The sequence below is a fragment of the Nocardioides sp. genome, from assembly GCF_036274455.1.
Lineage (GTDB): Bacteria > Actinomycetota > Actinomycetes > Propionibacteriales > Nocardioidaceae > Nocardioides.
On sequence record NZ_DASUFR010000056.1, the window covers coordinates 1 to 8,571 of the forward strand.

8 protein-coding genes are annotated in these 8,571 nt (G+C 68.9%); 4 read left to right on the plus strand and 4 right to left on the minus strand.

The annotated features are described in order from the left end of the window. The 3 genes from VFV89_RS05375 to VFV89_RS05385 all read left to right on the plus strand — a co-directional run. The coding region (locus VFV89_RS05375) for an ATP-dependent DNA helicase (RefSeq protein WP_329704881.1) at positions 1-1,608 on the plus strand (1,608 nt) is incomplete at its 5' end. A gap of 143 nt (positions 1,609-1,751) precedes the next feature. Next, complete coding sequence (locus VFV89_RS05380; RefSeq protein ID WP_329704882.1) at positions 1,752-1,976, plus strand: helix-turn-helix domain-containing protein; 225 nt, start codon at positions 1,752-1,754, stop codon at positions 1,974-1,976. A 35-nt stretch (positions 1,977-2,011) separates the two neighbouring features. Beyond that, the gene (locus VFV89_RS05385; protein ID WP_329704883.1) at positions 2,012-3,112 is read left to right on the plus strand and encodes a site-specific integrase; all 1,101 of its coding nucleotides are present in this window, start codon (positions 2,012-2,014) and stop codon (positions 3,110-3,112) included. Between the two features lie 84 nt (positions 3,113-3,196). Here the strand turns inward: VFV89_RS05385 and glnA are convergent, their stop codons facing one another. Beyond that, complete coding sequence (gene glnA / locus VFV89_RS05390) at positions 3,197-4,615, minus strand: type I glutamate--ammonia ligase (RefSeq protein WP_329704884.1); 1,419 nt, start codon at positions 4,613-4,615, stop codon at positions 3,197-3,199. 200 nt (positions 4,616-4,815) lie between these two features. On the opposite strand from glnA, the gene VFV89_RS05395 reads away from it, so the two are divergent. After that, a complete protein-coding gene (locus tag VFV89_RS05395; RefSeq protein WP_329704885.1) occupies positions 4,816-5,238 on the plus strand; it encodes an RDD family protein in 423 nt (140 codons plus the stop codon). An 83-nt stretch (positions 5,239-5,321) separates the two neighbouring features. Here VFV89_RS05395 and VFV89_RS05400 read toward each other — a convergent pair whose 3' ends face one another. From VFV89_RS05400 to lipA, 3 genes are all read right to left on the minus strand, one after another. Further along, complete coding sequence (locus VFV89_RS05400) at positions 5,322-6,272, minus strand: Gfo/Idh/MocA family oxidoreductase (RefSeq protein ID WP_329704886.1); 951 nt, start codon at positions 6,270-6,272, stop codon at positions 5,322-5,324. Beyond that, entirely contained in the window at positions 6,269-6,985 is a 717-nt protein-coding gene (locus tag VFV89_RS05405) for a DUF4191 domain-containing protein (protein WP_329704887.1), read from the minus strand. The genes VFV89_RS05400 and VFV89_RS05405 overlap by 4 nt, the downstream gene beginning before the upstream one ends. Positions 6,986-7,087: 102 nt before the next feature. Continuing rightward, on the minus strand, positions 7,088-8,026 hold the full coding sequence (lipA, locus tag VFV89_RS05410; protein WP_329704888.1) for a lipoyl synthase: 939 nt from the start codon (positions 8,024-8,026) through the stop codon (positions 7,088-7,090). Positions 8,027-8,571: the final 545 nt, after the last annotated feature.

Here is an 8,571-nt window from a genome sequence, read left to right on the forward strand (position 1 = left end):
GACGGTCAGGTGCGGGTCGAGCTCACCGAGGACCTCACCAGCCGCGCCCTCGACGCCTGTTTGCCGCTGCTCGACCGGAGGGATGTGCCCGAACACGTCCGCAACCTCACCTCCCAGGAGGTGCTCGACGTCGAGGCCGACCTCACCACCCGGCTCACCAACCGCGCCCAGACACCCGTGAGCGGCGGCCACGTCTGGTCCTTCACGCTCAAGGGCCTGGACCCGACACAACGGCGGGTCGTCGAGGCGATCGCCGGCCGGTACCGGCTGCTGGTCATCGAGGGCGCCGCCGGCGCCGGAAAGACCGCCACCCTCAAAGCTGCCGCCCGGGCCCTGGCCGGCTCACCGGCCGGTAGCCTGACCGTGGTCACCCCCACCCGGAAGGCAGCCCAGGTCGCCAGCAGCCAGCTCGAGACCGCCCACGCCGTGACGGCGATGCAGCTGGTCTATGCCTACGGGTTCCGCAAGGGTCCCGACGGCCGCTGGAGCCGCACCGATCAACGCCCCGACAGATCCACACCCGGGTATGTGCGGCGGGGCAGTGTGCTGCTGGTCGATGAGGCCGGGATGCTCGACCAGGACGCCGCACGAGCACTGCTCACCATCGGCGATGAAACCGGAGCCCAGGTGGTGTTGATGGGGGACCGGCACCAGCTCCCCGCTGTCGGCCGCGGGGGCGTGCTCGACCTCGCCGCCCGCTGGGTCCCACCCGGGGCTCAGCACACCCTGGAGACAGTGCACCGGTTCACCGACCCCGACTACGCCGCCCTCACGTTGTTGATGCGTACTGGTGAGCGTCCCGGTGAGGTCTTCGACACCCTGCTCAGCCGCGGGCAGATCGTCCTGCACCCCACCGAGGTCGAACGCCTCCAAGCACTGACGAGCGTTGACGACCTCGTGGTCGCGGACACCCGGGAGCAGGTCGCCGCGCTCAACGCCGCCACCCGCGACCACCGGCTCACCACCGGCCAGACCGACCCGTCCCGGTGGCTCACCACCGACGCCGGCGAACGGATCGGGATCGGCGACACCGTCGCCACCCGCCGCAACGACCCCGACCTCGATGTGGCCAACCGCGACACCTGGACCGTCACCGCCCTCGACACCGACGGCACCCTCCACCTCCAACGCCGCACGTCAGGCAGCGTTGGTGAACGTTCTGGTGAGCGACGTGGTGAGCGGACCGTCCCCGCTGCGTACGCGCGTGAGCACGTCGAACTCGCCTACGCCACCACCGCTCACGGCGCCCAAGGAGACACCGTCGACCGAGCGCACCTGGTCCTCGGCGAGCACACCAGCGCCGCGTCCGCGTACGTGGCGATGACCCGCGGCCGACACCACAACACCGCCCACCTCGTCGCCGACAACATCGACGACGCACGATCTCACTGGATCGAGACCTTTACCCGCGACCGCGCGGACCTCGGCCCCACCCACGCCGCCCAGCGGGCAGCCGAAGACATCGACCGGTACGGATCGGTGATCCTCCAAGCAGCCGCGCTCCGGGCGCAGCGCATCGCCAAGGGACGGCGGCCACATCGCAATCGGGATCCTGAGTTCACCACGTATCAGTCGCCGCGGGGGCCTGCTGAAGGCATCGGCCGATGAAGCTCCGCCTCATCCACAGGCAGCAGTCGAAACTGACTGCACCCGACGAAAGTGTTGAGGCCCGTCAGCGGTGTCCGATTACTGATGGGTGTTGTTGCTTCTTCAGGTAGGTGCACCCAGCCCTATCAAGAGGAGTGGTCAGAATGCAGGTGACGGTCGACATGTCGCACGCCCGGGACGAGGATCTCATCACGTTGTCGGAGGTGGCCGGGATTCTCCGGGTGCCTGTCAACACAGTGCGCTGGTGGCGGCAGCAGGGCACCGGGCCAAGGTTCTTCAAGGTGGGCCGGCGGCTGGTGATCTCGTATGGCGAACTGCGCCGCTGGATCGCCGAGCAGGATCACGGCGTTGACCCGAATGCAGCCTGACTGCCGTTGCGTGGCATCCACGTAGGAAGGGAATGATGGCATCGATCAAGAAGCGCCCAGATGGGAAGTACCGCGCCCGGTACCGCGACGACGGGGACCGGGAACACGCCAGGCACTTCGACCGGCGGGTGGATGCGCAGCGATGGCTGGATGGGCAGACGGCCAAGCTGGTCAGCGGGACGCACGTCGAACCACGTCAGGCACGCACCACCGTCGCCGAGTGGTGCGACACCTGGCTCGCGGGATACCAAGGCCATCGCACGTCGACGGTCACCCAAGCGCAGGTGCACCTGGTGCGCATCAGGGCCGAGTTCGGCGAGCAACGCCTCGCGTCCATCCGACCGTCACAGGTGCGGACGTGGTGCGCGAAGCTGGCCGCCGAAGGGCTGGCGCCCAGCTACGTCTACGCGCTTCACGGCCGGCTGGCGCAGATCTACTCCGACGCAGTTCATGACGGCCTGGTCGCCAAGTCACCGTGCTCGCGACGTACCTCGCCACCGGCAGGCAAGCAGCGTGCCTACGTGGCGACCACCGAGCAGATCTGGGCCCTGCACGACGCGATGCCCGAACACCTGCGGGCGGCAGTGCTCCTGGGCGCCTTCGCCGGCCTCCGGCTCTCAGAGGCCTGCGGCCTGCGCATAGGGGACGTCGACTTCATGCGCGGAGTCATCTCACCCGTCGTGCAGTTCCTCGACGATCCGCTCAAGACCGAGACCAGCATGACCCCGATCCCCATCGGTCAGTCCCTGGCGCTCGAGCTCTCCGCGCACGTCGCCCGTTGGTCGAGCCGAAGCACCATCCTGGCCAACGAGCTGCGACGACCTCTGTCACCACGCACCCTGCAGCGCGCCATGTGGACTTCACGCGCGCAGGTTCCCGACCTTCCGTCCGGGTTCCGGTTCCAGGACCTGCGCCACTACTTCGCCTCGCTACTCATCGCCAGCGGGGCGGACGTCAAGGTGGTGCAGGCGCGGCTGCGGCACGCGAGCGCAAAGACCACCTTGGACACCTACGCCCACCTGTGGCCAGACTCCGACGACAGCACCCGCGCAGCCATAGACGCGGTCCTCCTGACCCGGTCCGAACATGTGTCCGCCGACCGCGCCCGAGACGCACAAGATGGTCCGCCGAGCTGACGCTTTGCGGACCATCTTGCGGACTTTTTGCGGACTACGGGACCCCGAAAAATCTAAACTCGCAGGTCAGAGGCCTACAAAGGCCTAGATGTCGTAGTAGAGCTCGAACTCGTGTGGGTGCGGGCGCAGCTGCACGGGTGCGATCTCGTTGGTGCGCTTGTAGTCGATCCAGGTATCGATCAGGTCCGGCGTGAAGACGTTGCCGACGGTGAGGAACTCGTGATCGGCCTCGAGCGCATCGAGGACGGCGCCGAGCGAGGTCGGTACCTGGTCGATCTCGGCCATCTCGTCCGGCGGGAGCTCGTAGATGTCCTTGTCGATCGGTGCGGGTGGCTCGATCTTGTTCCTGACGCCGTCGACGCCGGCGAGCATCAGGGCCGAGAACGCGAGGTAGGGGTTCGCCGACGGGTCGGGGAACCGGGTCTCGATGCGCTTGGCCTTCGGATTGGAGCCGGTGATCGGGATCCGCACCGAGGCGGAGCGGTTGCGCGAGGAGTACACCAGCGAGATCGGGGCCTCGAACCCCGGCACCAGCCGGTGGTAGGAGTTCACCGTCGGGTTGGTGAACGCCAGCAGCGACGGCGCGTGCTGCAGGATGCCGCCGATGTACCAGCGCGCGACGTCGGACAGGCCGCCGTACCCGGTCTCGTCGTAGAACAGCGGCTCGCCGTCCTTCCACAGCGACTGGTGCACGTGCATGCCCGAGCCGTTGTCGCCGAAGATCGGCTTCGGCATGAAGGTGACCGACTTGTCGTGCTCCCAGGCCGTGTTCTTGATGAGGTACTTGAACTTCATCACGTCGTCGGCGGCCTTGAGCAGCGTGTCGAACTTGTAGTTGATCTCCGCCTGGCCGGCCGTGCCGACCTCGTGGTGGGCCCGCTCGACGTGCAGCCCCGACGCCTCGAGGTTCTTCACCATCGCGTCGCGGAGGTCGCCGTAGTGGTCGTACGGCGCGACCGGGAAGTAGCCGCCCTTGAACCGCGTCTTGTAGCCGCGGTTGTTGTTGTCCGAGCCCGAGTTCCACCAGCCCTCGACCGAGTCGATGTGGTAGTAGCCCTCGTTGGCCGTCGTGGAGTAGCGGACCGAGTCGAAGATGTAGAACTCCGCCTCCGGCGCGAAGTACGCCGTGTCCGCGATGCCGGTCGTGCCGAGGTAGGTCAGGGCCTTGCGGGCGATGTTGCGCGGGTCGCGGGAGTAGGCCTCGCCGGTGATCGGGTCGTGGATGAAGAAGCTCAGGTTCAGCGTCTTGGCCACCCGGAACGGGTCGAGGTACGCCGTGGTCGGATCGGGGAACAGGGCCATGTCGGACTCGTTGATGGCCTGGAAGCCCCGGATCGAGGAGCCGTCGAACGCCAGGCCGTTGTCGAAGACGTCCTGGTCGAAGGAGGAGACGGGCACGGTGAAGTGCTGCTCGATGCCGGGCAGGTCGACGAAGCGTACGTCGACGAACTCGACTCCTTCGTCCTTGACGTACTTGAGCAGCTCTTCGCTGTTCTGGAACATGCAGTTCTCCCTTGGCTCCGCTGGGTCCTGCGCACCGTATGCAGGGCCAGTTTCTCGACCGTATCGCGATTGTTTCGCCCGTGTAACACGTGACGAGGGCGCAGTCAGAGCGTCATGGTTGGCGCCTTGGCGGACGGCGTGCCGTCGCGGTCGCCCACCTCGTGGCCGGCCCGCGGAGCCGCACCTGAGAGGGTGACATCGTGGACACCGCGACCTGGGCCCGGCGCATCCTGGCGCTGGTCGTCGACTGGTTCGCCGCCACGCTCGTCGTCATCCTGGTGCTCGGCGGGGTGGACCAGTGGGCCGGCGACCGGGCCGCCGGCACCTACGTGCTGGGCGTGTTCGTCCTCGAGTCGGCCGTCTTCACCGCGCTCAGCGGCGGCTCCTTCGGCCAGCTGGCCACCCGGCTCCGCGTCGTCCGGGTCGTCGACGACCGGCTCGACCCGAGACCGGTGCCTCCGCACCTCGCACTGCTCCGGCAGGTGCTGATCGCGCTGGTCATCCCGCCGCTCGTCTACCGGCCCGACGGCCGCGGCCTGCACGACCTGGCGGCCCGCAGCGCGGTGGTCACGCTCGACACCTACCGGGCGCTGGTGGGCAAGGCTCCGGCGTCGCGGGAGTGACTCCCGTCGGTCCCCGCTTGTAACTGACCGTTGTGCAGGCTGCCATGCGCGAACTCGCGCAGGCCAGTGTGCTGAACAGTCAGTTACAAGCGGTAGGCGGCGACGTCGTCCCAGCGCACCTTCGCGGCCGGCAGCGCGGCGGCGTCCTCGAGCAGCCGGGCGATCCGGAGCGCCAGCCCCACACCCAGCCGGGGATCGTGCGGCCGGTGCAGCAGCGCGTCGTACAGGCCGAGGTAGTGCGCCTGCTTCCGCTCGACGTCGTCGGCGTACGCCGCGTGGGCGGTGACCCGGTCGCCCTGCGTGACCAGCACGGTCATGGAGGAGTGCTCGATCGTGACCCGCACCTCGCCACCGAGGAACTCCAGCGCCAGGTGCTTGCTGCTGTCGCCGGCCAGCCAGTTCGAGGACAGCACGGTCCGGCCCCCGTCGTGGCCGATCGTGGTCACGGACCGGTCGCCGCGGTCGGCATGCGCCTCCACGCGCCAGCCGGTGGTGAACGCCGACGCGACGCTGAGCTGGTTGGGCGCACTGTCGACGAAGCTCGAGATCAGGCTGGCCCGCTGGCTGTCGGTGAGCGTGCCGTAGGCGTCGGTCGACATCGCCGTCAGCCGCGTCGGCGGCCCCCACTCGGGATGGTCGGCGACCAGCCCGACGGCCCACTCGACCTCCGGTGAGAACGCGAAGTGGTGCGCCACCTTCAGCCTCGACTCGAGAACGCCGGGGGAGTGCCGCGCCTCGAGGTCGGCGACCTCCGCCGAGGTCCGGGCCAGCGGCTTCTCCGACAACACCAGGGCGTCGGCCCTGGCAAGGACCTCCGACGCAAGGCCGACGTGGCTGTCGGTCGGGGTGGCCAGCACGACCAGGTCGGGCGCGGTCGCCAGCCCTTCCTCGAGCGTGCTGTGCACCGGGAACGCCACGTCGTAGGCCGGCGCCGGGTCGACGCCCGCCACCACCGTCCTCTCGGTCAGGCGGTCGAGGACCGCGAGGTGGGTCCGGGCGATCCGGCCGAGCCCCACGAGGAGGACGCGGGTCACCGGCCCCGCAGGTTGCCGCGCAGCCCCTTCATGCTGGTCGGCACCGGTCCCTTGGGCATCGGGACGGGGGAGCGGTTCGCGTCGAGCGCCTTGAGCCGGTTGAGGACGTCGGTCATCTCGGCCGGCTTGACCTCGCGGCCGAGCTTCTGGACGTGGCGGACCAGCTTCGCCAGCGGCACCTCGCCCTCGCCGTTCCCGCAGATCACCTCGCGGATCGGGGTGTCCGCGGCGACCCGCTCGTGCCGGCGTCGCTCGTTGGCCATCAGCGTGCGGAGCCGGTGCTGGTTGCCCTCACCGACGAGCACGATGCCGGGCGGTCCCACCACGCGGTAGACGACGTCCATCTGCTTGGTCACCGCGACCGGCTCCTCGTAGACCCGCCAGCCACGGCGCAGCATCCGGAGGGCCGCCCCGGCCGCGCCGCGCTGCCCCTCCATCTGGGAGTACGCCGACTTCTGCGCGCGGCGGCCGAACAGGATCAGCGCGGCCAGCGAACCGAACAGCACCGCGCCGACGATCGCCATCACCAGGCCGATGACGCCCTTGCTCGGCAGCAGGAAGTAGAAGACGACGAACCCCACCGCGCCGACGAGCAGGAACGCGCCGAGGAGCCAGAGCCCGATCCGGCGGTCGGTCTTCTTCGTCAGCTGGTAGGTCTGACGGAACTGCTGGATCCGGCCGGTCTTCTCCGGCGCGGTCTTGTCCTTGGCCATGCGGCGGCGCTGCCTATCTGTGTACGGCGTAATCGGTATAGGTCGTCAACGGTTGAGCCCGTAGACCGTTTGCGCACCGAACAGTGTGCGGCGCAAACAGTTTCAGGCGGACGCGCCCTCGCGCGCATCCATGGCCTGACGGTACAACCGTCCCGCGCGGTACGACGAACGCACCAGCGGTCCCGACAGCACGCCCGCGAAGCCGATGCCCTCGGCCTCGGCGGCCAGCTCCACGAACTCATCGGGCTTGACCCAGCGCTCGACCGGGTGGTGCCGCACCGACGGGCGGAGGTACTGGGTGATCGTGACCAGCTCGCAGCCGGCGGCGTGCAGGTCGCGCAGCGCCTGGCTGACCTCTTCGCGGGTCTCGCCCATGCCGAGGATCAGGTTGGACTTGGTGACCAGCCCGAACTCCCGGGCCTGGGTCAACACGTCGAGCGACCGCTCGTAGCGGAAGGCCGGGCGGATCCGCTTGAAGATCCGCGGCACCGTCTCGACGTTGTGGGCCAGCACCTCAGGACGGCTCTCGAAGACCTCGAGGAGCAGGTCCGGCTTGCCGTTGAAGTCGGGGATGAGGTTCTCGACGCCGGTGCCGGGGTTGAGCTCGTGGATGGCGCGGACGGTCTCGGCGTACAGCCAGGCTCCGCCGTCCTCGAGGTCGTCGCGGGCGACCCCGGTGATGGTGGCGTACCGCAGCCCCATGGTGCGGACGGACTCGGCGACGCGGCGCGGCTCGTCGCGGTCCAGAGGCTCGGGCTTGCCGGTGTCGATCTGGCAGAAGTCACAGCGCCGGGTGCACTGGTCGCCGCCGATGAGGAAGGTGGCCTCGCGGTCCTCCCAGCACTCGAAGATGTTGGGGCAGCCCGCTTCCTGGCAGACCGTGTGCAGCCCCTCGGACTTCACCAGCGAGTGCAGCTCGGTGTACGCCGGCCCCATCTTCGCCCGGGTCTTGATCCACTCCGGCTTGCGCTCGATCGGGGTCTCGGCGTTGCGGACCTCGAGACGGAGGAGCTTGCGGCCGTCGGGAGCAACCTGGGTCACGCGCTCAACCCTACGCGGGTGACCTGGCTCACCCGCAGGCAGACGCGGTCACCGGATATCAGGCTCTGGTGACGGATCCGTGGGTGGGCGGCCGCGCGCGTAGCACGCCGCAACCCGCCGTCAAGGATGCCTTCGGTACCGCTGCGCGGCGCCTGCGGCGTCCTTGACCGCGGGTCCCGGGCGGCGTGCTTTGGGGCGCGCAAGGGCGGAGCAAGCTCCGCCCCGCATACGCGGCCGCCCGGGGGGTGTTCCGGGGATGTGCACCGCATATTGGCCAGCCAGGACGCCGAGATGTGGTGCATATCCGCTGGACCCGGGCTTTGCCGAGGTTCTCCGGCACCAGGTGCCGGTTTCCCTCCGCAAACCCACCGATGGGGCGCGAGACGCGATCCGGTAGGCGCGCGGGCACCCAGATAAGTCACAACCACCTGATAGCCGGTGACTCCGACGCATTCGTGGGTGCCCGCGACCAGCAGCAGGGCTTGGGGTTCTGTGGCGACCCATCCGCTTCTGTGCCGAGATCTCGGTACAGAAGCGCAGGGGTC

Coding starts and splice junctions, on each gene's coding strand:
- VFV89_RS05380 (WP_329704882.1), top strand. CDS start 1,752: ATGCAGGTGACGGTCGACATGTCGCACGCCCGGGACGAGGATCTCATC.
- VFV89_RS05385 (WP_329704883.1), top strand. CDS start 2,012: ATGGCATCGATCAAGAAGCGCCCAGATGGGAAGTACCGCGCCCGGTAC.
- VFV89_RS05405 (WP_329704887.1), bottom strand. CDS start 6,985: ATGGCCAAGGACAAGACCGCGCCGGAGAAGACCGGCCGGATCCAGCAG.
- glnA (WP_329704884.1), bottom strand. CDS start 4,615: ATGTTCCAGAACAGCGAAGAGCTGCTCAAGTACGTCAAGGACGAAGGA.